The 25,774-nt window shown below is 72.4% G+C and carries 22 protein-coding genes; 5 read left to right on the top strand and 17 right to left on the bottom strand.

Features of this window, described 5'->3' with window-relative positions:
- Positions 1-2: 2 nt before the first annotated feature.
- The 7 genes from Q1A98_RS13255 to rimP form a co-directional block, all read right to left on the bottom strand.
- Complete coding sequence (locus Q1A98_RS13255) at positions 3-1,346, bottom strand: MATE family efflux transporter (RefSeq protein ID WP_299574237.1); 1,344 nt, start codon at positions 1,344-1,346, stop codon at positions 3-5.
- Positions 1,343-2,302 carry a DHH family phosphoesterase gene (locus tag Q1A98_RS13250; protein ID WP_299574674.1) on the bottom strand — a complete coding sequence of 320 codons (960 nt, stop codon included), beginning with the start codon at positions 2,300-2,302 and terminating at the stop codon, positions 1,343-1,345. The genes Q1A98_RS13255 and Q1A98_RS13250 overlap by 4 nt, the downstream gene beginning before the upstream one ends.
- Positions 2,303-2,366: 64 nt before the next feature.
- Positions 2,367-2,849 (bottom strand): 30S ribosome-binding factor RbfA, encoded by a 483-nt coding sequence (rbfA, locus tag Q1A98_RS13245; protein WP_299574235.1) that lies wholly within the window; start codon positions 2,847-2,849, stop codon positions 2,367-2,369.
- A 122-nt stretch (positions 2,850-2,971) separates the two neighbouring features.
- Positions 2,972-5,794, bottom strand: a complete 2,823-nt coding sequence (gene infB / locus Q1A98_RS13240) for a translation initiation factor IF-2 (protein WP_299574233.1) — start codon at positions 5,792-5,794, stop codon at positions 2,972-2,974.
- Positions 5,795-5,897: 103 nt separating this feature from the next.
- Complete coding sequence (locus Q1A98_RS13235; RefSeq protein ID WP_299574231.1) at positions 5,898-6,281, bottom strand: YlxR family protein; 384 nt, start codon at positions 6,279-6,281, stop codon at positions 5,898-5,900.
- A 63-nt stretch (positions 6,282-6,344) separates the two neighbouring features.
- The gene (gene nusA / locus Q1A98_RS13230; protein ID WP_299574228.1) at positions 6,345-7,403 is read right to left on the bottom strand and encodes a transcription termination factor NusA; all 1,059 of its coding nucleotides are present in this window, start codon (positions 7,401-7,403) and stop codon (positions 6,345-6,347) included.
- Entirely contained in the window at positions 7,400-8,020 is a 621-nt protein-coding gene (rimP, locus tag Q1A98_RS13225; RefSeq protein WP_299574225.1) for a ribosome maturation factor RimP, read from the bottom strand. The genes nusA and rimP overlap by 4 nt, the downstream gene beginning before the upstream one ends.
- Before the next feature lie 234 nt (positions 8,021-8,254).
- On the opposite strand from rimP, the gene Q1A98_RS13220 reads away from it, so the two are divergent.
- Both Q1A98_RS13220 and Q1A98_RS13215 read left to right on the top strand, forming a co-directional pair.
- On the top strand, positions 8,255-8,785 hold the full coding sequence (locus Q1A98_RS13220) for a hypothetical protein (RefSeq protein WP_299574223.1): 531 nt from the start codon (positions 8,255-8,257) through the stop codon (positions 8,783-8,785).
- Positions 8,782-9,216: a ferritin-like domain-containing protein gene (locus Q1A98_RS13215; protein ID WP_299574221.1), complete on the top strand. Its 435-nt coding sequence runs from the start codon at positions 8,782-8,784 to the stop codon at positions 9,214-9,216. Before Q1A98_RS13220 ends, Q1A98_RS13215 begins: the two co-directional genes overlap by 4 nt.
- 13 nt (positions 9,217-9,229) lie before the next feature.
- Here the strand turns inward: Q1A98_RS13215 and Q1A98_RS13210 are convergent, their stop codons facing one another.
- Positions 9,230-10,960, bottom strand: a complete 1,731-nt coding sequence (locus Q1A98_RS13210; protein ID WP_299574672.1) for a proline--tRNA ligase — start codon at positions 10,958-10,960, stop codon at positions 9,230-9,232.
- A 98-nt stretch (positions 10,961-11,058) separates the two neighbouring features.
- Here Q1A98_RS13210 and yaaA point away from each other — a divergent pair, with 98 nt between their 5' ends.
- Positions 11,059-11,802 carry a peroxide stress protein YaaA gene (gene yaaA, locus Q1A98_RS13205; RefSeq protein WP_299574220.1) on the top strand — a complete coding sequence of 248 codons (744 nt, stop codon included), beginning with the start codon at positions 11,059-11,061 and terminating at the stop codon, positions 11,800-11,802.
- Here the strand turns inward: yaaA and Q1A98_RS13200 are convergent.
- The 7 genes from Q1A98_RS13200 to mqo form a co-directional block, all read right to left on the bottom strand.
- On the bottom strand, positions 11,792-13,231 hold the full coding sequence (locus Q1A98_RS13200) for an MFS transporter (RefSeq protein ID WP_299574670.1): 1,440 nt from the start codon (positions 13,229-13,231) through the stop codon (positions 11,792-11,794). The genes yaaA and Q1A98_RS13200 overlap by 11 nt on opposite strands.
- A 151-nt stretch (positions 13,232-13,382) precedes the next feature.
- A complete protein-coding gene (gene cobA / locus Q1A98_RS13195; protein WP_299574217.1) occupies positions 13,383-14,642 on the bottom strand; it encodes a uroporphyrinogen-III C-methyltransferase in 1,260 nt (419 codons plus the stop codon).
- Positions 14,639-16,087 carry a cobyrinate a,c-diamide synthase gene (locus Q1A98_RS13190; RefSeq protein WP_299574214.1) on the bottom strand — a complete coding sequence of 483 codons (1,449 nt, stop codon included), beginning with the start codon at positions 16,085-16,087 and terminating at the stop codon, positions 14,639-14,641. The genes cobA and Q1A98_RS13190 overlap by 4 nt, the downstream gene beginning before the upstream one ends.
- On the bottom strand, positions 16,081-16,698 hold the full coding sequence (cobO, locus tag Q1A98_RS13185; RefSeq protein WP_299574212.1) for a cob(I)yrinic acid a,c-diamide adenosyltransferase: 618 nt from the start codon (positions 16,696-16,698) through the stop codon (positions 16,081-16,083). The genes Q1A98_RS13190 and cobO overlap by 7 nt, the downstream gene beginning before the upstream one ends.
- Before the next feature lie 18 nt (positions 16,699-16,716).
- The gene (locus Q1A98_RS13180; protein ID WP_299574211.1) at positions 16,717-18,693 is read right to left on the bottom strand and encodes a VWA domain-containing protein; all 1,977 of its coding nucleotides are present in this window, start codon (positions 18,691-18,693) and stop codon (positions 16,717-16,719) included.
- A gap of 107 nt (positions 18,694-18,800) precedes the next feature.
- Complete coding sequence (locus Q1A98_RS13175) at positions 18,801-19,271, bottom strand: GNAT family N-acetyltransferase (RefSeq protein WP_299574209.1); 471 nt, start codon at positions 19,269-19,271, stop codon at positions 18,801-18,803.
- 14 nt (positions 19,272-19,285) lie between these two features.
- On the bottom strand, positions 19,286-20,830 hold the full coding sequence (mqo, locus tag Q1A98_RS13170; RefSeq protein WP_299574207.1) for a malate dehydrogenase (quinone): 1,545 nt from the start codon (positions 20,828-20,830) through the stop codon (positions 19,286-19,288).
- 318 nt (positions 20,831-21,148) lie between these two features.
- On the opposite strand from mqo, the gene Q1A98_RS13165 reads away from it, so the two are divergent.
- Positions 21,149-22,186: an alpha/beta hydrolase gene (locus Q1A98_RS13165; protein ID WP_299574667.1), complete on the top strand. Its 1,038-nt coding sequence runs from the start codon at positions 21,149-21,151 to the stop codon at positions 22,184-22,186.
- Positions 22,183-23,568, top strand: a complete 1,386-nt coding sequence (locus Q1A98_RS13160; RefSeq protein ID WP_299574204.1) for a mycothione reductase — start codon at positions 22,183-22,185, stop codon at positions 23,566-23,568. The genes Q1A98_RS13165 and Q1A98_RS13160 overlap by 4 nt, the downstream gene beginning before the upstream one ends.
- Positions 23,569-23,608: 40 nt before the next feature.
- On the opposite strand, the gene Q1A98_RS13155 is transcribed toward Q1A98_RS13160, so the two are convergent.
- Both Q1A98_RS13155 and Q1A98_RS13150 read right to left on the bottom strand, forming a co-directional pair.
- Positions 23,609-24,928 (bottom strand): carboxylesterase family protein, encoded by a 1,320-nt coding sequence (locus Q1A98_RS13155; protein ID WP_299574201.1) that lies wholly within the window; start codon positions 24,926-24,928, stop codon positions 23,609-23,611.
- Between the two features lie 16 nt (positions 24,929-24,944).
- Positions 24,945-25,769: an alpha/beta hydrolase gene (locus Q1A98_RS13150; RefSeq protein ID WP_299574198.1), complete on the bottom strand. Its 825-nt coding sequence runs from the start codon at positions 25,767-25,769 to the stop codon at positions 24,945-24,947.
- Positions 25,770-25,774: the final 5 nt, after the last annotated feature.

Genomic DNA, 25,774 nt, shown 5'->3' with positions numbered 1-25,774 from the left:
TGTTATCGGCCGACGCCGGACAGCTCGATCCGCGTCCACCGGCCCGAGGCGAGGCGCGCGGTGACCGCGACCAGGCGCAGGACCATGAACGCGGCCAGGCCCGTCCAGATGCCGGCGAGCCCCCAGTCGAACGCCAGGGACGCCCAGATCAACGGCAGGAACCCGACGAGCGCGCTGCCGACGGTGGTGGTGCGCAGGTACGCGGCGTCGCCCGATCCGAGGAGCACCCCGTCCAGGGCGAAGACGACGCCGGCGACGGGCAGCATCCCGACGAGGAACCACCACGGGGTGGCCGACGCGTCGAGGACGTCCGGATCGCCGGTGAAGATGTTCGCGATCGGGGTCCGCGCAGCCGACAGCACCAACAGTGCGACGACGGCGACCGCCACCGACACGACGGTGACGCGCCGTGCGACGAGGCGGGCGGCGACGGCCGTCCCGGCGCCGAGCGCCGCGCCGACGAGCGCCTGCGCCGCGATGGCGAGCGCGTCGAGCAGCAACGACAGGAAGTTCCACAGCTGCAGCACCACCTGGTGGGCGGCCAGCGACGCCACGCCGAACCGGGCGGCGACCGCCGCCGCGGACAGGAAGCACACCTGGAACGAGAGGCTGCGCACGACGAGGTCGCGCGCGAGGGTCAGCTGTGCACGGATGACGGACCCGACCGGCCACGGGGAGATCGACGACCCCCCGGCGCGGGTCTCCCGCACCAGCCGCACCGCGAACAGCAGCCCGGCGACCGACTGCCCGACGACGTTGGACACCGCGCTCCCGTGCAGGCCGAGGTGCGGTGCGCCGAGCAGTCCGTGCACCAGCAGCGGACAGAGCACGGCGCTCAGGCCGAGGCCGGTCGCGACGTAGACCACCGGGCGGCGGGTGTCGCGGACCCCGCGCATCCAGCCGTTCCCGGCCATGCTCAGCAGGATCAGCGGCACACCGCACACGGCGATCCGCACCCACCCCGCCGCCTCGTCGGCGACGGCACCGTCGGAGGCGATGAGACGCACGATCGGTCCGGCGAGTGACGCCACCACGGCGACGATCACCAGCCCCACGGCCACCGCGAGCCACGAGGCCGACACGCCCTCACCGACGGCGGCGGCGCGGTCACCACGGCCGAACCAGCGGGCCGAGCGTGCCGTCGTCCCGTAGGACAGGAAGGTGAGCTGGGTGCTGACGACGCCGAGGATCACCGTGCCGACCCCGAGTGCCGCCAGGGGTTCTGTCCCGAGTCGCCCGACGACGGCGAGATCCTCCATGAGATACAGCGGTTCGGCGATGAGGACGACCAGCGCCGAGAGGGCCAGCCGTCCGATGGAGGAGAAGGAGGTGTCCGACCCGCTCACGCGGTGAGGAAGGACGCGACGACGTCCTCCACGGGACCGGTGAACCCGAATCCCGCCGCGTGCGGGTGCCCGCCGCCGCCGTGGGCGCGGGCGATCGGGACCAGGTCTGTCGCCGACCGCGACCGCATCGACACGGTCCAGGTGCCCGGATCGGACTCCTTGAACACCACGGCGACGTCCGCGTCACCGACGGTGCGGACGAGGTCGATGACGCTCTCCGCCTCGTCCCAGGCGATCGCCTCGCGCCAGGTGTGGTCGACGCAGGCATAGACCAGCCCGCTGCCCCCGAACGCCTCGGGGACGAGCACGGCCGATCGCAGCGCGTCGGCGACCATCGCCAGCCACCCGAACCGGTGCGTGTCGAGCAGGGCGCGGGTCCACGAGGGTCCGTCCACACCGGTCGCGAGGAGCCGTGCGGCGATGGCGTGCGATCCCGGTCGGGCCCATCGGAACGATCCGGTGTCGGTGACGAGTCCGGCGTAGAGACACGTCGCGATGTCGGCGTCGAGGTCGACCCCGAGCTCGTCGACCACGGCCAACACCAGTTCGGCCGTGCAGTCGGCCTCGGGATCGATGAGGTCCACGTCGCCGAAACCGGTGTTCGACGCGTGGTGGTCGATGACGATGCGGGTCTCGGCCCCGGTGAAGACGTCCCGGAGATCGTCGAGGCGACCGGCGCTCGCGCAGTCGAGGGCGACCGCGGTCCGGTGCCCCGCGATCTGCGAGGTGGGTGCGATCAGTTTCGCGCCGGGCAGTCGGGTGAGCACGTCCGGCACCGGCAGGCTCCCGGGGACGCCGACCTCGACGTCGACGCCGGTCCGGTCGAGGGCCACGGCAAGCGCCAGTGCCGAGCCGAGGGTGTCGGCATCGGGACGGACGTGGGTGATGAGGGTGACCGCCGACGCGCCTCGCAGTGCGTCCACGACGCGACCGCATGCCGAGGTGCCCTCCGCCACCGTCACCTCCACTCCCTGCCGCGCTCGCCGTCCGTCGATCACGGGGCGACGACCGGTGCCCATCCTAGACCCGGGACCCGCCCGCATCGGGGTCATCGTCGTCGTGATCCGAACGGTCGTCATCGCTGCGATAGGGATCGGCATCGCCCGCGGGCACCGCCTCGGCGGCGCGTCGCGCCACCAGTTCGTCCTGCGCCCGCGCACGGGCGACGAGCTCCTCCATCTCGCGAGCGGTGTCGGGCACGGTGTCGAGCACGAACCGCAGGGTCGGGGTGAACCGGACGCCCGTGCCCGCACCCACCTTGGACCGCAGCACGCCGGTGGCGCGCGCCAGCCCGGCCGCCGCGGCGTCGTAGTCGGGTTCGGCGTCGATCGACGCGCCCATCACCGTGTAGTAGACGGTCGCGTCGTGCAGGTCGGCGGTGACGGTCGTGTCGGTGATCGTCACGTACGCGAGCCGCGGGTCCTTGATCTCCCCGCTGATCGCCGACGCGACGATCGACGAGATGCGCTTGGCGAGTCGCTGCGCGCGAGCCGGATCGGCCATGGTGGCACTCCTTCCTCACCCCTGCCCGGGGAGCCCGACGCCCGGACACCTGATCTCTCGGGTGCCCGGGCGCCGGGTGCGTGAACCTCTGTCGCAGTCGGGACGTGGGTGTCCCGGGTCCGCTACGTGCGGGCCTTCTCCTGCAACTCGTAGGTCTCGATGACGTCGTCGACCTTGATGTCGCCGTACGTCAGGGTGAGACCGCATTCGTACCCCTCGCGGACCTCGGTCGCGTCGTCCTTCTCCCGCTTGAGCGACGAGATGGTGAGGTTGTCGGCCACCACCACGTTGTCGCGCAGGAGCCGGGCCTTGGCGTTGCGCCGCATGATGCCCGACTGGACGAGGCAGCCGGCGATGTTGCCGACCTTCGACGACCGGAAGATCGCGCGGATCTCCGCACGCCCGAGCTCGACCTCTTCGTAGATCGGCTTGAGCATGCCCTTGAGGGCGTTCTCGATCTCCTCGATCGCCTGGTAGATCACCGTGTAGTACCGGATGTCGACACCCTCGCGGTTGGCCAGCTCGGTGGCCTTGCCCTCCGCGCGGACGTTGAACCCGACGATGATCGCGTCCGAGGCCGTCGCCAGGTTGACGTTGGTCTCGGTGACGCCACCGACACCGCGGTCGATGACGCGCAGCTGCACCTCGTCGCCGATGTCGATGTTGAGCAGCGCCTCCTCGAGGGCCTCCACCGTGCCGGAGTTGTCGCCCTTGAGGATCAGGTTCAGCTGCGACGTCTCCTTCAGCGCGGCGTCGAGGTCGTCGAGGCTGATGCGCTTGCGGCTGCGCGCGGCCATCGCGTTGCGCTTGCGCGCGTTGCGGCGGTCCGCGATCTGCCGGGCGATGCGGTCCTCGTCGACGACGAGCAGGTTGTCGCCGGCGCCGGGCACCGACGTGAAACCGATGACCTGCACCGGGCGCGACGGGGTGGCCTCGGCGACGTCGTCGCCGTGCTCGTCGACCATGCGACGGACACGACCGTAGGCGTCACCGGCGACGATCGAGTCGCCGACCTTGAGCGTGCCGCGCTGGACCAGCACGGTCGCCACCGGACCGCGACCGCGGTCGAGATGCGCCTCGATGGCGACACCCTGGGCGTCCATGTCCGGGTTGGCGCGCAGGTCGAGCGACGCGTCCGCGGTGAGCAGGACGGCCTCGAGCAGGGCGTCGATGTTCGTGCCCTCCCGTGCCGAGATGTCGACGAACATGCTCTCGCCGCCGTACTCCTCGGGGATCAGGCCGTACTCGGTGAGCTGACCGCGGATCTTGGCCGGGTCGGCGCCCTCCTTGTCGATCTTGTTGACCGCCACGACGATCGGCACGTCGGCCGCCTGCGCGTGGTTGAGCGCCTCCACCGTCTGCGGCATGACGCCGTCGTCGGCTGCGACCACGAGGATCGCGATGTCGGTCGCCTTCGCACCGCGGGCACGCATGGCGGTGAACGCCTCGTGACCCGGGGTGTCGATGAACGTGATCAGGCGGTGCTCACCGTTGAGATCGGTGTCGACCTGGTAGGCGCCGATGTGCTGGGTGATGCCACCGGCCTCCGCCTCGCGGACGTTGGCCTTGCGGATCGTGTCCAGCAGTCGGGTCTTGCCGTGGTCGACGTGACCCATGACGGTGACCACCGGCGGACGCTGCTCGAGGTCCTCCTCGCCGCCCTCGTCCTCGCCGTAGGTGAGGTCGAAGCTGTCGAGCAGCTCGCGGTCCTCGTCCTCCGGGCTGACGACCTGGACGACGTAGTTCATCTCGCCGCCGAGCAGCTCCAGCGTCTCGTCGTTGACCGACTCGGTCGCGGTGACCATCTCGCCGAGGTTGAACAACGCCTGCACCAGGGCTGCCGGGTTGGCGTCGATCTTGTCGGCGAAGTCGACCAGGGACGCACCGCGGGCGAGACGGATCGTCTCACCGTTGCCCCGGGGCAGACGGACGCCACCGACGGCGGGTGCCTGCATCGATTCGTATTCGGCGCGCTTCGCCCGCTTCGACTTGCGACCACGACGCGGGGCGCCACCGGGACGACCGAACGCGCCCGCGGCACCGCCGCGACCACGGCCACCGCCGCCTCCGCGACCGCGGAAGCCACCGGGGGGACCGCCGGGCGACGCCGTCGGGGCACCGCCACCGCGGTAACCGCCGCCACCGCCACCGGGACGCCCGCCACCGGGTCCACCGGGACGTCCGCGACCGGCGGCGCCGCCGGGGCCGGGACGTGCCGCGCGCGCCGGCATGGCGCCGGGGTTCGGGCGGGGAGGCATGCTGCCGGGGCTCGGACGGGGTCCGCCCTGGCCGGGGGCGGGACGCGGTCCACCGGGGCCGGCCGCGGGCCGGGCACCCGGACGGGGCGCACCGCCGCCGGGCTGCTGGCCCGGCGCCGGACGGGCCGCGGGACGCGGTGCCGGGGTCGACGAGAACGGGTTGTTGCCGACGCGCGGGGTCCGCGGGCCGGGCTTGGGACCGGGACGTGCCGGTCGCGGGCCGGGTGCCTGCGGGGGCGCGGACGCGCCTCCGGCGGCCGGCGGGGTGGCCGCCGGTGCCTGCGCTGCCGGCGCCGGGGCGCTCGGCTGCGGTGCGGCGGGTGCCGACGGTGCCGGGGCGGCGGGAGCCGGGGCCTGTGCCGCAGCCGGGGCCGGTGCGGCGGGTGCGGCCGGAGCCGGTGCCGCCGGCTTGGGGGCACCGGGCTTGGGGCCGGGGGTCGCGCCGGGCTTGGGCGCGCCGGATGCCGGTGCGCTCGCGGCGGAACCGCCGCCGTTCTTGGCGGCCGCACCGTCGGACTTGCCGCCGGCGGACGGGAACGACTCCCGGAGACGACGCGCGACGGGGGCCTCCACCGTCGACGACGCCGATTTGACGAACTCGCCCTGATCGCTCAGGCGAGCGAGTACTTCCTTGCTGGTGACACCGAGTTCTTTGGCCAACTCGTGCACGCGGGCCTTGCCTGCCACTGCTCTCCTCACTGGTGAGGCCGAGCGGGCTGCCCGCTACGGCCTCGGATTACGTCCGAAACGTGCTCATCGTGGGAACTTCACGGTGTGCTCATGTCTTCTGCTACCTGTCCTGTCGTGGGCTGGTTGCCCTCGACCCTCCCCGACCACCGTCGGTGGCCGGTCGTCCCTCGCGGTCTGCCAGCAGCGCGTCGATCCCGTCTCCGAGAGCCGACTCGTCCACCTGCACGTCGGGCGTCCGCAGTGCGTGGGCGAAGACCCTGCGCCGCACCGCCGACCGCAGACACCCGCGATCGGGATGGAGCCAGGCACCTCGTCCCGCGAGATCCGACGCGTGGTCGAGTGTCACCGTCGGGGAGACGGACTCGGTCGTCGGATCAGCGGACACCACCGCAGCGAACCGAATGAGTTCGGTGACCGCGGCGCGCTCACGGCAGCCGACACACGTTCGCACGGGGCCGGAGGTCGTCAGCGCTCTGTCAACCATCGAGCAGTCTACCGCCCGTCGCAAATCCGATGTGTCCGACCGACCTCAGCTCCCCGCGTGTCGTCACCCCTCGACCGAGGGCGCGTTCGCGCCGGCGCCCTCCGCGGGGCGCTGGTCCGCGGCGGCCACAGGCCGATCCTCGGCATCCGAGCGGATGTCGATGCGCCAGCCGGTCAGTCGTGCGGCGAGGCGGGCGTTCTGCCCCTCCTTGCCGATCGCGAGCGACAACTGGTAGTCGGGCACGACGACGCGGGCCGCCTTGGCGGCGAGGTCGACGACCGTCACCGAGACCACCTTGGAGGGCGACAGGGCGTTGCCGACGAAGACGGCCGGGTCGGTGGAGTAGTCGATGATGTCGATCTTCTCCCCCGCCAGCTCGCTCATCACGTTGCGGACGCGCTGGCCCATCGGACCGATGCAGGCACCCTTCGCGTTCAGTCCGGCGACACCGGTGTGCACGGCGATCTTGGAGCGGTGACCCGCCTCGCGGGCGACGGCGACGATCTCGACCGACCCGTCCCCGATCTCCGGCACCTCCAGGGAGAACAGCTTGCGGACCAGGTTCGGGTGGGTGCGGCTGAGCGTGATCTGCGGGCCGCGGGTGCCGCGGGTGACGCCGACGACGTAGCACTTGATGCGATCGCCGTGGCGATAGGTCTCACCCGGCACCTGCTCGGCGGGTGGCAGTACTCCCTCGGCGCCGGTGGCCTCGCTGCCGATGCGGACGATGACGAGGCCGCGAGCGTTCGCCCGGGAGTCCTGCTGCACGACGCCGCCGACGATCTGGCCCTCGTGGGTGACGTACTCGCCGAAGCTCTTCTCGTTCTCGGCGTCGCGCAGGCGCTGCAGGATGACCTGTCGGGCGGTGGTGGCGGCGATGCGACCGAACCCCTCGGGGGTGTCGTCCCACTCGCTGATCACGGTGCCGTCCTCGTCGAGCGTCTGCGCCATGACGCGGACCTCGCCGCTCTTGCGGTCGACGTCTATCCGCGCGTGCGGCGCGAACCCGTCGGTGTGGCGGTAGGCCGTGATCAGGGCCGTCTCGATCGCGGTGATGACGGTGTCGATCGGGATGCCCTTGTCGGCCTCGATCATGCGCAGAGCGGCGATGTCGATGTTCATCGGTTGCCTTCCCGGCGCGCATCCGCGCCGTCGAGTCCACAGAGTGCGAGTTCGGTCGGGCCGGGTGACGAGAAGTCGACGCCGACGACGGCCGAGGTGATGTCGGCGAGGGGCAGCGCGCGCACGTCCCAGGTGCCCCGGCGGGCGGGGACGACGAGTTCGACGGAGCCCGCGGACTCGTCGAGCCGGCCGACGCGACCGGCGACGTGCTCGTCCGCCCCGCCGTCGGTGCGCACCGTCGCGGTGACCTTGCGCCCCTGCGCGCGACGCCAGTGCCGGGGCGCGGTGAGCGGACGGTCGACGCCGCGGGAGGTCACCTCGAGGGTGTAGTGCAGGTCGCCGAGCGGGTCGGGGTCCGTGTCGTCGAGTGCGGTGGAGAGTTCCCGACTCACGTCGGCGAGGTCGTCGAGGTCGGTGCCGGTGTCGGAGTCGACCACCACGCGGACGACGGTGGCGTCACCGCTGCCGGACAGTTCGACACCCTCGAGATCGAGCCCGTGTGCCTCGAGGACGGGCCCGACGACCACGGCGACGGCGTCACCGACGTCCTGCGACCGGGGATCCCGCGCCGTCGGCGGGGACTGCGCGCCGCGTTCCGTCCGACCGTCGCCTGACATGACCGGTGCCTCCTCGTGTGCAGTTGTCGCCTCGCCGTGCCGCCCCCACGCCGATCCGGACGTCCGGTGTCGGGAGGGGATGCGCCCGAGGGAGTTTACCTGCTCGGCGAGGGTGCTCGGACCGCCCGCGACCGCTCCTCGCCGCGCGGGACCCGGACACGCCCGCGGGGGCGCGCGGGCGGGGCGACGCACCTGGCACGATGGTCGACCGTGGCCCCGCGCTCGACGTCCGACGTGACGTCCCTCTCCCTGACCACGCCCGTGTCGCCGGTGCTGACCCGGCGCGACGCCCTCGTCCGCGGTGTGGCCGTCGTCGGGGTCCTCGGGGCCGGCGCGGCACTCGCGGGATGCTCGACGTCGTCGGGACCGGACGCGGCGACCCGGACCGCGCAGCAGCTGGCACCGCTGGCCCGCGCCGCCGGGGAGGACGCCGTCGCCGCCCGCGCGCTGGCCGCGCAGACCCCCGACCGCGCCGCCGCGCTGCGGGTGATCGCCGACGACCGGGACGTGCACGCGCGGTCCCTCACCGACGAGGTGAGCCGACTGTCCGCGGACCTCGTCCCGAGCGCGTCACCGACCTCGTCGGCGGCGCCCTCGGCGCCGTCGACACCGGTGGTGACGACGGTCGACGCGCTGCGGGGTCGACTGTCCGGCGCCCGCACCGCCACCGCCGACCTCGCCGTCACCTCGGACGGTTACCGGGCGGGACTCCTCGGCTCGATCGCCGCGTCGCTCACGACGCTCGTGGAGGTGCAGCTCGGATGAGTGCCACCACCGACGCCCTCGGCACCGCCGTCGACACGGAGAACGCCGCGATCTTCGCCTACGGGATCGCCGTCGCCTACGCGGCGAGCACGCGCCGCGACACGGTCGCCGAGTACACCGCCGACCACCGGGCCCGGCGCGACGAGCTCGCTTCGCTGATCACCGGCGCGGGCGGCACCGCGCCCGAGGCGGCGGTCGGGTACGTGCTGCCGGTGGCCGTCACCGACCCGGTCTCCGCGGTCCGCGCCATGCTCGCCGCGGAAGAGGACTGCACCCGCGCCTACCGCGTGCTGCTGGAGAAGGCCGACGCCGACGCGGTCCGTCGGGTCGGGGTGGACGCGTTGTCGGCGGCGGCTCTGCGGGCCGCGCGCTGGCGTCTCGTGCTACAGGTGTCGCCGTCCACCGTCGCCCTCCCCGGGGCCGCGACCTGACGACCCCGGTCGATCAGCCGCGGCGGACGTCGAGGGTCGCGACGAGATCGCCGACGGGGACCTCGGAGACCTCACCGGATGCTCGGTCGCGCACCTCGACCAGACCGTTCGCGTAGCCGCGTCCCACGACGACGATCGCGGGCATCCCGAGCAGCTCCGCGTCCTTGAACTTCACACCCGGTGAGGCCTTGCGGTCGTCGAGGAGCACGCTGCGGCCCGACGCCTCCAATGCCGCGGCCACCTGCTGCGCGCCGTCGACGAGGGTGGTGTCCTTCGCGTTGGCGATGACCACGTGCACGTCGAACGGGGCGATCGCGGCGGGCCAGCTCAGGCCCTTGTCGTCGTGGGTCTGCTCGGCCACGACCGCGACCATCCGGGACACGCCGATCCCGTAGGACCCCTGGATGAGCCGCACGGGCGCGCCGTTCTCGCCGAGGACGTCGACCTCGAACGCGTCGGTGTACTTCTGCCCCAGCGCGAAGATGTGGCCGATCTCGATGCCGCGGGCACTGACGAGCGTGCCCATCCCGTCGGGCGAGGCGTCGCCATCGCGGACCTCGGCGGCCTCCACCGTGCCGTCGGGGGTGAAGTCCCGTCCGGCGACGAGGTCGACGACGTGGCGGCCGGGTTCGTCGGCGCCGGTGATCCAGGCGGTGCCGTCGACGACACGGGGGTCGACGAGGTAGCGCACGTCGTTCGCCTGCAGGCCACGCGGGCCGATATAGCCCTTCACCAGGAACGGGTTCGCGGCGAAGTCGGACTCCTCGAGCAACTCGACCGTGCCGGGCTCGAACGACGCCTCGAGACGCTTCATGTCGACCTCGCGGTCGCCGGGCACACCGATCCCCACGATCTCGGGGCTGCCGCCCGGTGCGGTGACCTTCACCATGACGTTCTTGAGGGTGTCGGCGGCGGTCACGGTGCGGTCGAGGGCACCGTTCGCCCAGTCGACGAGAGTCGCGATGGTGGGTGTGTTCGCCGTGTCGTGCACGACCGCCTCGGGCAGGCCGTCGATCGGCCGCGCGGGCGGTGCCGGTGTGACGACGGCTTCGACGTTCGCGGCGTACCCGGACTCCGTGCAGCGCACGAAGGTGTCCTCGCCCACCTCGCTCTCGGCGAGGAACTCCTCGGATGCACTGCCTCCCATGGCCCCCGACGTCGCGGCGACGATGACGTAGCGCACGCCGAGCCGGGCGAAGATCCGCTGGTAGGCCTCGCGGTGCGCAGCGTAGGACGCCTTCGCGCCGGCGTCGTCGAGGTCGAAGCTGTAGGAGTCCTTCATGACGAACTCGCGGCCGCGCAGGATCCCGGCGCGAGGCCGTTCCTCGTCGCGGTACTTGGTCTGGATCTGGTACAGCGTGACCGGCAGGTCCTTGTACGACGAGTACTCGCTCTTCACCAGCTGGGCGAAGAACTCCTCGTGCGTGGGTCCCAGACCCATCTGCACGCCCTTGCGGTCGGTGAGCCGGAACATGTTCGGGCCGTAGTCGGTCCAGCGTCCGGTCGCCTCGTACGCCTCCTTGGGCAGGAGTGCCGGCAGCAGGATCTCCTGGCCGCCGATGGCGTCCATCTCCTCGCGGACGATCTGCTCGACGCGTCGCAGCACCCGCAGGCCCAGGGGCAGCCAGCTGTAGACGCCCGGCGCCACCCGACGGACGTACCCGGCGCGCACGAGGAGCTTGTGGCTGGGGACCTCGGCGTCGGCCGGGTCGTCGCGGAGGGTGCGCAGGAACAGGCTCGACATGCGGGTGATCACGCTGGAAGCCTAGTGGGCAGCGCATCGACGGACGGCTCCGCCGTCGCCGATCACCCGCGCGTGCGGGGTTGTTAGCGTGTGCCCTCGTGCTCATCGTGCTGCCGCCCTCCGAGACCAAATCCGACGGCGGGTCCGGCGCACCCCTCGACCTCGACGCGCTGTCGTTCCCCGAGTTGACCGCGGTCCGGCGGGAGATCGCCGACGCGCTCGTCGCCCTGGCCGCCGACACCGAAGCGAGCGTCGCCGCGCTCGGGATAGGCAGGTCACAACTCGACGAGATCGACCGCAACGCGGCGCTCTTCGCCTCCCCGACGCGTCCGGCGATCCAGCGCTACACCGGTGTCCTCTACGACGCCCTCGACCACCGCGGTCTGACCCGGGCTGGACGGCGCAAGGCGTCGGAACGGCTGGCCGTCGGGTCGGCGCTGTTCGGGGTGGTCCGCGCCGACGACCCGATCCCGGCGTACCGGCTGTCGGCGGGATCGAAGTTGCCCGGCATAAGCACGCTGGCGTCGCGATGGAAGCCGGTGCTCGCGCCGGCACTCACCGCGCTCGACGAGGACGTCGTCGTGGACCTGCGGTCGGGTGGCTACCGTGCGCTCGGGCCGATCCCCGACGCGGTCCGCGTCGACGTGGTGCACGAGGCGACAGACGGATCACGCTCGGTGGTGAGCCACTTCAACAAGCACCACAAGGGGCTGGTGGCCCGCAGCCTGGTCACGACGCGACGGAGCGTCCGCGACGTCGAGGGGCTCGCGGCGGTGATCACCGACGGCGGTCAGCGCGTGGAGATCGACTCCCCGACCGCGCTGACGGTGGTCACCGACTGACGGGCTCGTCGACCTCGTCGACCGGGTCGCCCTCGTTCGCGGCCTTCTGCGCGAGCTGGCCCTCGGCGACCTCCTGCGGGGTGAACCGCATGAAGAACACCACGATGCCGGTGACGACGGCGATGCCCGCCGCGCACAGGAACGCCAGCCCGTAGCCGCTCGCGAGTGCGTCGAGCTGCGGCGCGTTCATGTCCTCGACGGGGCCGGTCACACCGCCCTCCGCGAGGGTGCGTGACGTGACGAACGCACCCACGATGACCAGGCCGATCCCACCGCCGAGGTTCTGCGCGACCTGCACCATCGCGGTGATCGGACCCACCTCGTTGGGACCGACGCCGGCGACCGCGCCGAGCGTCAGCGGCACCGATGCCGCGCCGACACCGAACCCGATGACGACCACCGGCAGGAAGATCGCCGGGAAGTAGGAGGGGGACGCGGTCGCGATGTGTGCAGCCCACAGGCAGCCGCCGATGATGCACACCCCGCCCACCATGACGAGCCACCGGCACTGGACCCACTGCGCCGCCTTCGACGCGACCAGCGCGGCGAACCCGAGCCCGAAGGCGAACGGCACGACGGCCATTCCGCTCTGCAGCGGCGAGTATCGGATGATGCCCTGCAGGAACAGCGCGATGTAGACCGCCATGCACATGAGGATCGCGCCCGCCAACAGGATCGACACCAGCGCCGCGACGCGGCTGAGACTGCGGAACAGGCTGAACGGGACGATCGGGTGTTCGGCGCGGCGTTCGACGACGACGAACGTCACCCACGCGATCACGGCGAGCAGCGCCGGGATCCACACCACCGGGCGACCCCATCCGTTCGGACCCTCGTTGACCGCGAACACCAGCAGCGACGCGCCGAGGGTGGCCGAGACGGCGCCGGGGACGTCGAGGGGCAGGCGGTCGCCCTGCGACTCCGCGAGCACCGCGATCGCGCCGATGACGATCAGCACGCCGATCGGCACGTTGATGAGGAACACCAGTCGCCAGGAGATCTCGGTGAGCGCGCCGCCGGCGATGAGACCGGCGACGGAGCCGACGGCACTCATCGCGGCCCAGACGGCGAACGCCCTGCTGCGCGGCTGACCGGGCGCGTAGGTGGTGGTGACCAGCGCCATCGCCGTCGGCGCGGCGACCGCGGCGGCGGCCCCCTGCAGGGCGCGACCTATCACGAGGCTGGGTTCGTCCCAGGCGAGTCCACAGAGCAGCGACGTCAGCGTGAACGCGGCGACGCCGGCGATGAACATGCGCTTGCGTCCGAAGGTGTCGCCGAGACGACCGCCGAGGAGCATGAGTCCACCGAACGCGATGACGTAGGCGGTGATGATCCAGTTTGCGCCGCCCTCGGTGAGGTCGAGGGCGTCACGGATGCGGGGCAGTGCGAGCGCTGCGACGGTGCCGTCGAGCACGACCAGCAACTGCATCCCGCCGAGGACCACGATGGGCCACCCGAAGACGCGGGTCGCACCGCCGGCGGCCGCTGACGTCGGGGAAAGGGTGGACACGGTTCTCGACGCTACCGAACGGGCACGCGCGGGCGTAATCCCCGACCGCCGGCGTGGGCCGACTCACGCCTCACGACGAGACGCGGCCGAGCGAGCCGGTGAGCGCGTCGAACGCCGCGACCTCGCCGATCACGACGATCGCCGGCGGTCGCACGCCGGCGTCGCGCGCGTCCGCTCCGACCGACCCGAGGTCGCTGGTGAGGCGGCGTTGTCCGGGCATGGACCCGTTCTCGATGACCGACACCGGGGTGGCACGGTCACGACCGCCGGCGACGAGGGCGTCGGCGAACACGTCGAGGCGTTCGACGGCCATCATCAGCACGATCGTCCCCTTCAGCCTGCCGAGGGCGTCCCAGTCGACGAGGGAGTCGGGGTGGTCGGGCGGGATGTGGCCGGACACGATGACGATCTCGTGGGCGACCCCGCGGTGTGTGACGGGGATCCCGGCCGCGGCGGGTGCGGCGATGGGGCTCGAGATCCCCGGTACGACGGTGACCGGCACGCCGGCCTCGACACAGGCGACCACCTCCTCGTAGCCGCGCCCGTAGACGTACGGGTCACCGCCCTTGAGGCGCACGACGAACTTGCCGGCCGAGGCGTGCTCCACGAGGGCGGCGTTGATCGCCTCCTGCTTCATCGCGCGGCCGTAGGGCACCTTGGCCGCGTCGATGACCTGCACCCACGGGGCGAGTTCGGCCAGCAGGGCCGGGGGCGCGAGGCGGTCGGCGACGACGACGTCGGCCGCGGCCAACAGGCGACGACCGCGCACGGTGATGAGATCCGGGTCGCCGGGTCCGCCGCCGACGAGGGCCACCCCGGCGGGGTGCGATCCCCGACTGGGGGTGCCGAGGGTGCCGTCGAGCAGACCGTCGGCGATCTCGCCGCGGATGCGGGCCGAGCGCCGGTGGTCGCCGGAGGCCAACACCCCGACGGAGAGCTGCGCATGGTGCACGGTCGCGGGCGTCGCCGCAGAGCCCTGGCTGGCGTCGTCGGCGCGGACGCAGAAGATGCGACGCTCCTCCGCCTCGGCCACCACCGAGGCGTTCACCTCGGCGTCGTCGGTGCAGGCGAGTGCGTACCAGGCGCCCTCGAGGTCGCCGTGACGATAGGCGCGGGTCTCGACCGTGATCCCGGGGAACGACTCGACGGTCGGCGTCGTCTCGAGCGCGACCACGTGGATGTCGGCACCGGCGGCCGCGAGCGTGCCCAGTCGCCGCGACACCACGGAACCACCGCCGACGAGGACGACCTTGCGTCCACGGAGGTCGAGGCCGACGAGGTAGTGCGAGTCACCGCCCTGCGGTCCGGTGACGGGGTCGCGGGGTGTCATCGGGCGATCGTCGTCGGCGCGTCGACGACGGCGGCCGCGTGCGCGACGAGCCGGGCGATCGACCCGGGGACGCCGGCGGGGTGGGTGTGCAGGTACGACGCGTGCACCGAACCGGACACGACCCCGTCGGCGACGGCGACGTCGCCGCGGCGCCACCGCCATGCGGGGCCCACGTCGCCGATCGCCGTGACGGTGCTGCGGTGGAACTCGTGGCCGGTGACGCGGTCACCCGCGGCGTGGAGCACCGAGTCGGTCGGTGCGACGGCGTCGCGGTAGCCGAGGGTCAACGACGGCCCGAAGTGCCCGGACACCTCGACGACGTCGGCCATGCGGTGACCGTCGAGGTCGCGAGCGAGGTACAGCAGGCCCGCGCACTCCGCCGCGATCGGTCGCCCGGCCCGGGCGTGGGCGCGCACCGCGTCGAGCAGTCCGTGGTTCGCGGCGAGTTCGTGGACGTGTTCCTCGGGGAACCCGCCGCCGACCACGAGCGCCGACGTCCCGACCGGGAGATCGGTGTCGCGCAGGGGGTCGACGGTGCACACCTCGGCGCCCGCGGCGGCGAGGAGCTCGGCGTGCTCGGCGTAGCCGAAGGTGAACGCCGCTCCCCCGGCCACCGCGACGGTGATCGGACGCTCGGGTGCGACGATCCCGGATCGCGCACGGGCGTCGGCGATCTCGTCGGCCGCCGACCAGGGCGCCGCGTCCGGCATCCGCCGGCTGCGCGCGGCGGCGACGATGGCGGGAAGGTCGGCCGACGCGGTCAGCAGTCCGGCCATCGCCTCGACGGCGAGCCGGGCCGCGTGGCCGTGCTCGACGGCCGGGATGAGGCCGAGATGCCGGGAAGGGACGGCGAGTTCGGGCGCACGACGCAGCACCGCGAGGACGGGGAGCCCGACGTGGTCACACGCCGCTCGCAGCACCTGCTCGTGGCGCGCGGAGCCGACGCGGTTGAGGACCACCCCACAGATGTCGACGCGCGGGTCGAAACCGCGCAGGCCGTGCAGGATCGCGGCGAGCGTCTGGCCGTGTCCGGCCGCGTCGACGACGACGACGACGGGCGCGCCGAGCAGGGCGGCGACGTGTGCGGTGGACCCGTGGGCGATCTCGTCGGGCCCCTCGGGCTCGTCGGTGATGCGCCCGTCGAACAGGCCCATGACGCCCTCGACGACCGCGATGTCGGCGTCGGCGCACCCGGCGGCGAACAGGGCGGGCACCCGCTCGGCGCCGACGAGGTTCGGGTCGAGGTTGCGTCCGGGACGGTTCGCCGCCACGGCGTGGTATCCGGGGTCGATGAAGTCGGGTCCGACCTTGAACGGGGCCACCCGGTGTCCGGCCGCGGCGAGCGCGCCGATGAGACCGGTTGCGACCGTGGTCTTCCCGCTGCCCGACGCGGGTGCGGCGATGACGACAGCGGGTGTCCCCGCTCCCCCGGGCGCGCTCACCACTCGATCCCCCTCTGTCCCTTGCGGCCGGTGTCCATGGGGTGCTTGGTCTTGACCATCTCGGTGACCAGGTCGGCGGCCTCGACGAGCGCGGCCGGCGCACGGCGGCCGGTGATAACGACGTGCTGCTTGCCCGGGCGGGTCGTGAGGACGTCGAGCACCTCGTCGACGTCGATCCATCCCCAGCCGAGCGGGTAGGTGAACTCGTCGAGGACGTAGAAGTCGTGGCGCTCCTCGGCGATGCGGCGCGCGATCTCGGTCCATCCGGCGCGCGCCTGCTCGGCGTGGTCGGCCTCGGCGCCCTCGTCGCGGCGGATCCACGACCAGCCCGACCCCATCTTCTGCCACTCCACCGCGCCACCCGCGCCGGTGGCGGTGTGCAGGTCACCCAGGGCGCGCATCGCGGTCTCCTCGCCGACCTTCCATTTCGCGTTCTTGACGAACTGGAAGACGCCGATGTCCATCTCCGCGTTCCAGGCGCGCATCGCCATCCCGAACGCCGCTGTCGACTTGCCCTTGCCGTCGCCGGTGTGGACGGCCAGCACCGCGGTGTTGCGGCGCTGTCGGGTGGTGAGCCCGTCGTCGGGGACGGTCGCGGGGACTCCCTGCGGCATCTGATCTCCTCTCGCCGCTCAGGCGGCCGAGCGGACGATACCGGTGACGGCGTCGCCCGTGATGTCGGCCAGGGGCATCCATGTCGCGTCGAGGTGGGCCGCCAGGGTGCGGGCGAGCCCCAGTCGGACGACACCGGACTCGCAGTCGACGACGACGGCGTCGATGCCGCGGGCGCGGACGCGTCCCGCGGCGTCGAACGCGCGACGGGGTGCGTCGGCGCCGGAGGTGGCACGTCCGTCGGTGACGACGACCAACAGCGGGCGGCGTCGCAGGTCGGTGTGGCGTGCCCGGTCGACGACGGCCAGGGACGTCAGCAACCCCTCGGCGAGCGGGGTGCGACCACCCGTGCGGGCACCGGAGAGCCGTCGGCCCGCGATGTGGGCGGAGCGTGTGGGCGGAACGACCACCTCGGCGTCGGAACCACGCGCGGCGACCACCGCCACACGGTCGCGGCGTTGATAGGTGTCCCGCAGCAGCGACGCACATGCGGTGCCGACGGCGTCGAGGCGGCGTCGCGCCGTCATGGACCCGGAGAGGTCGACGCAGAAGACCACGAGGTTCCCCTCGCGTCCGATCCGCACGGGCGATCGCAGATGCGTGGGCGCGATCCGCAGCCGGTCGCCGGGGGCGCGGGCGGACCGCGTCGCCGGGTCGCCGACGGCAGTGAGAACGCTGGCGGTGACGTGCACCCCGGTGCCGTCGTAGACGCGGTGGCCGACCGTCGCGCCGCGACGACTCCATGCGGCCGATCGCCGCCCGGGATCACCGTCGCCCACGCCTCGGGCCCGCACGGATCGCGACACCGACGGCCGGAGGGGCGCCGACGCCGTGTCGACGGGCAGCGCACCGGAGCGCACCGGCCGCTGCGGCGACTGCGGCGATGCGGTGTCGGAGGTCGCCGCGGTCGGACCGGGACCCGGGGATCCGGGTCCGTCCGGGTCGCCACCGCTGCCGGGTCCCTCCGGTGGGCCGTCGTCGTCGGGGCCGTCGTCGTCGGGGCCGTCGTCCCGAGGCAGATCCTCGGCTGCCGCGGCCGACGATCCCGCCGCGCCGGAGCCGCCCGACACCGTCTCGGTGCCGCCGTCGTCGGTGTCGCCGCCGGGCGGCGTCACATCCGGTGGCGTCGACCCTGCCGCGTCGTCCCCGGCCTGCAGGGCCGCGTCGAGGTCGTCGTCGGAGAGGTCGGCGTCGTCGAAGGGGTCGCGGCGGCGACGGTGCGGGGCGGCGAGCTCGAGGGCGACCCGGACGTCGTCGGCGCCCACCTCGTCGGCCCCGCGCAACGCGGCGTGGGCACGGGCGGTGCGGGCGACGACGATGTCGGCCCGGAGCCCGTCGACACCGAGCGCGGTGCACGCGCCGGCGATGCGTCGCAGCTCCGCGCGGGGCGTCGTCACATCCCCGATCGTGCGACGGGCGCGGGAGATCGCCTCGGCGACGGTCTCGTCCGCGGCGCGCCACCGGTCGGCGAAGGCGCCCGGGTCGGCGTCGAAGTCCATCCGGCGGGTGATCACCTCGACGCGGTCGTCCACGTCGCGGGACGCCGCCACGGCGACCGCGAGCCCGAACCGGTCGAGCAGTTGAGGGCGCAGCTCGCCCTCCTCGGGGTTCATCGTGCCGACGAGCACGAAGCGGGACGCGTACGACCGCGACACGGCGTCGCGCTCGACGGTGACCCGCCCCATCGCGGCGGCGTCGAGGAGGAGGTCGACGAGGTGGTCGGCGAGCAGGTTCACCTCGTCGATGTAGAGCACGCCGCCGTCGGCGTCGGCGAGGAGGCCCGGCGTGAACGCGGTCTCGCCCTCGCTGAGGATCCGCTGGACGTCGAGCGATCCCACGACCCGGTCGTCGGTGGCGCCGATCGGCAGCTCGACCATGCGTCCCGGGCGGCCGGTGGTCGCGTCGGGCGGGAGCAGCGGCGCGAGCGCGCGGACGACGGTCGACTTCGCCGTACCCTTCTCGCCGCGGATCAGCACGCCACCGATCTCGGGTGCCACGGCGCACAGGATCAGCGCGAGTTTCAGTCGGTCTTGACCGACGACAGCGCTGAACGGGAAACCGGTCGCGCGGTCATGGGGGGCGGGGGAAGTCGTGTCGGCTGCACTCACGCCGGCTGCCAGGGCTTCCCGCCCCCGCGCCGCATGGGAACGTGCGGGATGCCGTCGAGCAGGTATTCCGGCCCCTCGGGGGCGAAGCCGTGCTTCGCGTACATGTCGACGAGGTAGGTCTGCGCGTCGATCCGACAGGCGTGGGACCCGACCTCGGCCAACGCCGTCCGCAGCAGACGGGTCGTGTGGCCCTGGCCGCGGTGCGCGCGCTCGGTGCAGAGCCGACCGATGCGGAACGACTTGCCGTCGTCGTGCTCCTCGAGCAGGCGCAGGGTGCAGACCACCTGTCCGTCCTCCTCCAGCCACAGGTGACGCGTCTCCTGCGCCAGATCACGACCGTCGAGTTCCGCGTACGGGCACGACTGCTCGACGACGAACACGTCGACCCGCAACTTCAGGATCTTGTACAGCGTGGTCGTGTCGAGGTCGAGGGCCCAACTGCGGTGCAGTGACGCGGTGGCGGTCATGGGTGCCAAGGCTGTCACACGGCCGTGGGCGCCGCCATCTCGCGATCACCGTGGCGCACGGAGTCGTCGGCCGGGGTGTCGGTGAGGCCCAGGACGCGCCCACTCCAGTCGAACACCTCCCGGAACAGGTCCGGCTCGGAGTTCAACTTCCGTCCGAACGACGGGATCATGTCGGTCAGACGAGGCTTCCACGCGTCGAACTGCGACGGGAAGCACTTCTCGAGCACGTCCAGCATCGCGGGGACGGCCGTCGACGCGCCCGGCGACGCGCCGAGCAGACCGGCGATCGTGCCGTCGGCCGAGTTGACCACCGCCGTGCCGAACTCCAGCGCACCGTTGAACGCGCTCTTCTTGCGGATGACCTGCACGCGCTGGCCGGCCGTGATCAGCTCCCAGTCGGAACCGACGGCGCGCGGCACGAACTCGCGCAGGGTCTCGACGCGGTCGGCGGGACCGGCGGCGAGCTCGCTGATGAGGTACTTCAGCAGCCCGAACTCCTTCGGCGCGATGCTGGCCATCGGAAAGGCGTTGAACGGCGTCACCGAGGTGAGCAGGTCGGTGTTGCTGCCCTCCTTGAGGAACTTCGGCGACCACCCGGCGTACGGGCCGAACAGCAGGCCCGGCTTGTGGTTGATGACACGGGTGTCGAGGTGCGGCACCGACATCGGCGGTGCGCCGACCGCGGCCCGGCCGTACACCTTGGCCTTGTGCTCGTCGACGAGATCGGGGTTGGTGCACCGGAAGAACGCACCGGAGACGGGGAACCCGCCGAACTGGCGTGCCTCGGGGATGCCCGACTTCTGCAGCAGGTGCAGCGCGCCGCCACCCGCGCCGACGAAGACGAACTTCGCGCGGACGGTCGTCTTGCGCTTGGTGCGCAGGTTCTGCACCTTCACCACCCAGCTCTTGTCGGACTGCTGCGACAGGTTCGTGACCTGGTGACCGAAGTTCACCGTGCCGCCCTCGGCGACGATGTTGAGCAGCTTCTGGGTGAGCGCACCGAAGTCGACGTCGGTGCCGTTGGTGTACCAGTTCAGCGCGACCGGGTCGGAGAAGTCACGACCGGCCGACATCAGCGGGAGGCGCCGCTCGAACTCGGCGTCGTCGCCGACGTACTCCATGTCGGCGAAGAGCGGCTGTGAGGCCAATGCGTCGTACCGCTTGCGCAGGTAGTCGACGCCGTCCTCGCCGTGGCAGAAGCTCACGTGCGGGATGGGGTTGATGAACTCCGCGGGGGTGTCCAGCAGGCCCTTCTCGACGGAGTGCGCCCAGAACTGCCGCGACACCTGGAACTGCTCGTTGATGGTCAGCGCCTTGGCGATGTCCACCTCACCGTCGGCGTTCTGCGGCGTGTAGTTCAGCTCGCACAGGGCGGAGTGGCCGGTGCCCGCGTTGTTCCAGGGGTCGCTGCTCTCGGCGGCGGCCGCGTCGAGACGCTCGTAGACGGCGATCGACCAGTCGGGCTGCAACTGCCGGATGAGCGAACCCAGGGTCGCGCTCATGATGCCCGCCCCGATGAGGACGACGTCGGTCGTCGTGTCTGCGGTGTCTCCAGCCATGGGATACCCCTGTCGCCGTGTGCGGGCGACACCTCAGCGTGCCGCCCTGCGTCCTCGAGTCCAACCGCTGCGTCGCGTGCGCTCTTCCCGCGTCAGGCGATGCCGGTCGTCTCCCGCCCCCGGGTCGGGGACGGTTGTGAACCCATTGTCCACCTGAGACCCGTCACAGATCAAAGACGGTGTGGCCCATCCCGCAGGTGGGATGGGTCACGCACCTCGCCTGCGACGAGGCCTCGACCGGCGGCGTCTACAGTCGGCGACGTGCCCCGCAGCGACCGCACCCCGACCGCCGCGTCGCCCCTCGAGTGGTCCCCGGACATCCTCGGCGACGGCTTCACCTGCACCACCGTCGACCTCGGTGACGACCCGGACGGAGAGGCCGCGATCGTGGCGACCCTCGTCCGCCACCGTCGCGACGTCGACACCGGCGGCCCCCGTGCCGCGGTGCTCTACGTCCACGGGTTCACCGACTACTTCTTCCAGGCCCCGCTCGCCGAGGCGTTCGCCGCGGCCGGTTTCGACTTCTTCGCCCTCGACCTGCGCAAGTGCGGTCGGTCCCGGCGACCGGGTCACACCCCGCACCACATCACCGATCTCGCCGCATACGACGCGGAGCTGAACGCCGCGCTCGACGTCGTCGACGAGGTGACCGACGGTGCGGCCGTCGTCCTCGCGGCCCACTCGACGGGCGGCATCATCGTCCCGCTGTGGCTCGACCGGCTGCGTCGTGCCGACCCGGTCCGGCACGACCGCGTCACCGGGCTGGTCCTCAACAGTCCCTGGTTCGACCTGCAGGGCCCGCCCGGGCTGCGGTCGTACGGAACGGTTCTCGCGCACGCCGTCGCCCGTGTCGCCCCGGCACGGGCCGTCCCGCAACGGCTCCCGGGTGGATACGGCGAGAGCCTGCACGCGTCGGCGCACGGTGAGTGGGAGTACGACCTCGACCTCAAGCCCCTCGGTGGCTTCCCGGTGACGTTCGGGTTCCTCTCCGCCGTCCGCCGCGGGCACGCCGAGCTGCACCGCGGCATCGACGTCGGGGTGCCCTCGCTCGTCCTGCGGTCCGACCGGTCGGCCCTCGGCGGCCCGTACCGCACGGAGATCGACTCCGCCGACGCCGTCCTCGACGTCGAGCAGATCGCGCGGTGGAGCGGGTGTCTGGGCAACCGGGTCACCGTCGTACCCATCCCCGGGGCGCGCCACGACGTCTTCCTGTCGCGGGTCCCCGCCCGCGACACCGCGTACGCCGAGCTCTCACGGTGGCTCACCTCGGCCACACCCACCCTCTCGGAACGGCGGTCGGTGCACGCACCGGACGCCGGGTCGCAGTCCCCCACCCCCTCAGGAGCGCATCCATGACCGTCGTCGACCTCGCCGTGATCGGTTCCGGCAGTGGCAACTCCATCGTCGACGAGTCCTTCGACGACTGGTCGGTGGTCATCGCCGACCAGGGCGTGTTCGGTGGCACGTGCCTCAACGTCGGGTGCATCCCGTCGAAGATGTTCGTCTACGCCGGCGAGGTGGCCACCACCGTCGCCGAGGCGGCGCAGTACGGCATCGACGCCCACGTCGACGACGTCCGGTGGCGCGACATCGTCACCCGTGTCTTCGGTCGGATCGACCCGATCTCGCAGGGCGGCCTCGAGTACCGCGAGGAGCGCTGCGACAACGTGACCGTCGTGCGGTCGCACGTCCGGTTCGCCGGACGCACCGACGAGGGCTACCGCCTGGTCGCCGACGACGGCACCGAGGTCGTCGCGCGTCACGTCGTCATCGCGGCGGGGTCGCGGCCGGTCATCCCGCCCGCCATCGCGGAATCCGGTGTGCCGTACCACACCAACGACGACGTCATGCGCCTGGCGAACCTCCCGCGGCACCTCATGGTGATCGGGGGCGGGTACATCGCCGCCGAGATGGCGCATGTCTTCGGATCGCTCGGCACGAAGGTCACCATGATCGTCCGCGGCGACCACCTGCTGCGCGCCCACGATCAGGACGTCGCGGAGAGGTTCACCGAGATCGCCCGCGACCGCCACGACGTGCGGACCGGCGTCGAGGTCACCCGTGCCCGGCTCGGTGACGAGGGCGCGGTGATCCTCGAACTCTCCGACGGGTCCTCGGTCACCGGTGACGCGGTCCTGGTGGCGACCGGCCGGAAACCCAACGGCGACCGCCTCGCGCTCGACACCATCGGCGTCGGTCTGGACGACGCGGGACGCGTCGAGTGCGACAGTCACGGCCGCACCGCCGCCGAGAACGTGTGGACCCTCGGCGACGTCAGTTCGCCGTATCAGCTCAAGCACGTCGCGAACGCCGAGGCACGGGTGGTGCAGGCCAACCTGCACCGCGGTTGGGATGCCGACGACCTCGGCACCTTCCCCCACGACGTGGTGCCGTCGGCGGTGTTCACCCACCCACAGATCGCCGCGGTGGGGCTCACCGAATCGCAGGCGCGCGATCAGGGACTCGACATCACCGTGAAGGTGCAGGCCTACGGCGACGTCGCCTACGGCTGGGCCATGGAGGACACCACCGGCCTGTGCAAGGTGATCGCCGAACGTGGGACCGGTCGCATCGTCGGATGTCACATCCTCGGACCGCAGGCCCCGACGGTGATCCAGCCGGTCATCCAGGCGATGTCGTTCGGACTCGACGCGCACACGATGGCGCGTGGCCAGTACTGGATCCACCCGGCCATGCCCGAGGTGCTCGAGAACGCCCTGCTCGGCCTCGACATCTGAGACCGCCGCGATCCACGGCGGCCCGCGGGTGTCCGGGACGTCAGGGCAGTTCGACGTGGTCCGGCGCGTCGGGTGACAGTCCCTCACGGGCGAACTCGGCCCAGCGCCGACGCATCGGCGGCCCGTGCTCGGCCAGTGCCGCGCCTCCGCCTGCTCCCAGCATGGGCGCGCGCGACCACGCGTCGGGTGACCCCATCAGGAACGGCAACTCGACGCTGTGGCACGCGCCCTCGACGAATCCCTCGGCGCGCCAGGCGAACCGGTAGGTCTGGGCCCGGCCGCCGGCGCGTCGCTGCGCAGCGGCGACGCGACGGGCCGGAGCAGAGAAGACGCGGCGCGTGATCCCGCGGACGATGACCGCCCGCGCCGCTCGCCCCACCACGGGCAGGCCGGCGAGGCGGGCGAGTGGCGGGACCAGATCGACGTACGGCGAGCCGTCGTCGGCGGCCCACCCGACGAGCAGCGGGATCGTCGGCGCCACCGCCGCCCGTTGTCGGGCGGCCTCGTCGATCCCCGGCAGGGGATCGTGGCCGTACAGGGGCCCGTAGGCCACCCCGGCACCGCGGTACCCCTGCGCCGCGGCCAGCGCGGCGACGTGGGCCTGCAGCACGTCGTCGACCGACAGCGATCCAGGGTCCTCGCCGAGCGCCGCGGCCGCCGCACGCGACATGTCGGTGGTCATCGCCTCGACCTCGGACCGCATCTCGAACGGCCCGCTCTGCAGCACGACACCCGCCAGCAGGTCGGCGGTCTCGGCGACGGCCATCAGTGCGTGGATGGCGTCGGCGCCGGCCGAATGACCCATCGCGACGATCCGCCCCGGGTCGCCCCCGAACCCCGCGACGGACGCCCGCACCCATCGCAGTGCCGCGAGCATGTCACCGAGGCCGAGGTTCGCGGGCGCCACGCCCTCGATGGGCAGCCAGCCGAGGATCCCGAGCCGGTAGGTGACGCTGACGACCACCACCCCCTGCTCGGCGACCATCGCGGAGAAGTCGTGCACGGCCGCTTCCCCACCGCCCGACACGTACGCACCGCCGTGGATCCACACCAGCACCGGCAGCGATCCCTCCGGCGCGCCGTCGGGCGCGAACACCGACAGCACGAGGCAGTCCTCTGACTGCTCGAGCTCGTCGGCGACCGGCCCGGTGACCGACTCGAGCCGGGAGACGATCTGCGGGCAGGCGGGTCCCGGCCGGGTCGCGTCGACGACCTCGTCGGGCACGGACACCGGTTCGGACGGCGCGAACCGTCGCGCGTGCGCGTAGCGGATCCCCGCGGCGTGCACGACGCCGTCGGCGACACCCGCGCGGAACCTCCCGGCCGGGGTCGCGACGACGCGGGTGTCCGAGGCAGTCACCGCGGCTCCGGGCGACTCACCATGTGGACGACCGCAGGGCGATCTCGCTGGCCAGGGATGGGGCCGCGTTCTGCGGAACCCAGTGGTCGACGCCATGCAGTTCGGAGAAGCGGTAGTCGGAGTACACGTAGCGGCCGCTCGCCTCGGCCTGGCCACGCCCGAGTGCGGGGTCTCCGTCGCTCCACACCATCGTGGTGGGCACCTCGATCGGCGGGCACGCGAGGTTGCCGGCGATGTCGCCGGTGAAGTTCGCGCGGTACCAGTTCAACGCACCGGTCAGCGCGGAGCGCTCGAGCAGCGGCAGCACCGAGTCGTCGGGTACCAGACCGCGCAGGGTCGCGCCGTCGTCGGCGAGGAGCCGGTCCTCGGCGGAGGGGTCGATGAAGCCGGGGATGTAGGAGGACCGCTGCCGCTGGTCGTCGTCCTCGGCGAGCGACGCGGCGATCGCCGACGGGTGGCCGACGCTCGCGACAACGAGGCCGGTGAGCCGGTCAGGGTGCTTGCCGGCCAGGTGCCAGGCGACCAACGCACCCCAGTCGTGGCCGACGGCGAGCGCGTAGTGCACACCGACCGCGTCGAGGATCCCCACCGCGTCGGAGACGAGTTCACCGATCCTGTAGGCGTCCACCTCGGCCGGTCGCGCGCCGGGCGAGTAGCCGCGCTGATCGGGCACGATCGTCCGCAGTCCGGATTCGTGCAGGCGGGCGACGACGGCGTCGTAACACGTTCCGTCGTTGGGGAATCCGTGCAGCAGCAACACCGCCGGTCCGGTCGCCGGACCGCCGACACGGACGGTGAACTCGAGGTCGCCGACGGCGACGGTCTGCGTCTGGACGTCCATCGCGA

The sequence above is a fragment of the uncultured Williamsia sp. genome (assembly GCF_947494875.1).
GTDB lineage: Bacteria > Actinomycetota > Actinomycetes > Mycobacteriales > Mycobacteriaceae > Williamsia_A.
The sequence above is the reverse complement of the archived record's forward strand: the minus strand, read 5'-3'. Positions and strand labels throughout refer to the sequence as shown.

Bases quoted from the DNA above. Each gene is read 5' to 3' on its own strand.
- Q1A98_RS13235 (WP_299574231.1), bottom strand. From the start codon at position 6,281: ATGGTTGACAGAGCGCTGACGACCTCCGGCCCCGTGCGAACGTGTGTC.
- Q1A98_RS13210 (WP_299574672.1), bottom strand. From the start codon at position 10,960: ATGTCGAGCCTGTTCCTGCGCACCCTCCGCGACGACCCGGCCGACGCC.
- cobA (WP_299574217.1), bottom strand. From the start codon at position 14,642: ATGACACCCCGCGACCCCGTCACCGGACCGCAGGGCGGTGACTCGCAC.
- Q1A98_RS13215 (WP_299574221.1), top strand. From the start codon at position 8,782: ATGAGTGCCACCACCGACGCCCTCGGCACCGCCGTCGACACGGAGAAC.
- Q1A98_RS13175 (WP_299574209.1), bottom strand. From the start codon at position 19,271: ATGACCGCCACCGCGTCACTGCACCGCAGTTGGGCCCTCGACCTCGAC.
- rbfA (WP_299574235.1), bottom strand. From the start codon at position 2,849: ATGGCCGATCCGGCTCGCGCGCAGCGACTCGCCAAGCGCATCTCGTCG.
- rimP (WP_299574225.1), bottom strand. From the start codon at position 8,020: ATGTCAGGCGACGGTCGGACGGAACGCGGCGCGCAGTCCCCGCCGACG.
- Q1A98_RS13200 (WP_299574670.1), bottom strand. From the start codon at position 13,231: ATGCAGTTGCTGGTCGTGCTCGACGGCACCGTCGCAGCGCTCGCACTG.
- nusA (WP_299574228.1), bottom strand. From the start codon at position 7,403: ATGAACATCGACATCGCCGCTCTGCGCATGATCGAGGCCGACAAGGGC.
- Q1A98_RS13160 (WP_299574204.1), top strand. From the start codon at position 22,183: ATGACCGTCGTCGACCTCGCCGTGATCGGTTCCGGCAGTGGCAACTCC.
- mqo (WP_299574207.1), bottom strand. From the start codon at position 20,830: ATGGCTGGAGACACCGCAGACACGACGACCGACGTCGTCCTCATCGGG.
- Q1A98_RS13150 (WP_299574198.1), bottom strand. From the start codon at position 25,769: ATGGACGTCCAGACGCAGACCGTCGCCGTCGGCGACCTCGAGTTCACC.
- cobO (WP_299574212.1), bottom strand. From the start codon at position 16,698: ATGCCGCAGGGAGTCCCCGCGACCGTCCCCGACGACGGGCTCACCACC.